A 278-nucleotide genomic window follows, 5' to 3' on the forward strand; every position below is an offset into this window, starting at 1 on the left:
CGCAGCACCCTGCAGTCGTCGGCCCCGGCCGGCTCGACCGCCAAGGTGAACGTCAACCTCACCGTCACGAGCGGCACCTGGACCTCGGGCGTCGTCGCGGGCGGCTTCACCCTGACCACCCCGGCGGCGACCGTCGACACCACCCCGTCGCTGGTCTGCACCGACCACGGCGGCTGGTACGTCGAGATCCGCTGGGACGCCGCGAACCGCCCGATGGACACCTGGTACGGGGCCTTCGTCGGCTCGACGCCGGTCGGGCAGAAGGCGCTGGACTACTC

The 278-nt window shown here is 72.3% G+C and carries 1 protein-coding gene; it reads left to right on the forward strand.

What is annotated here, in order from left to right:
- Positions 1–278: hypothetical protein (locus tag EE949_RS08305; RefSeq protein ID WP_206335694.1), on the forward strand; the 278-nt coding region annotated here is incomplete at both ends.

The sequence above is a fragment of the Pseudomonas viridiflava genome, from assembly GCF_900602065.1.
GTDB lineage: Bacteria > Pseudomonadota > Gammaproteobacteria > Pseudomonadales > Pseudomonadaceae > Aquipseudomonas.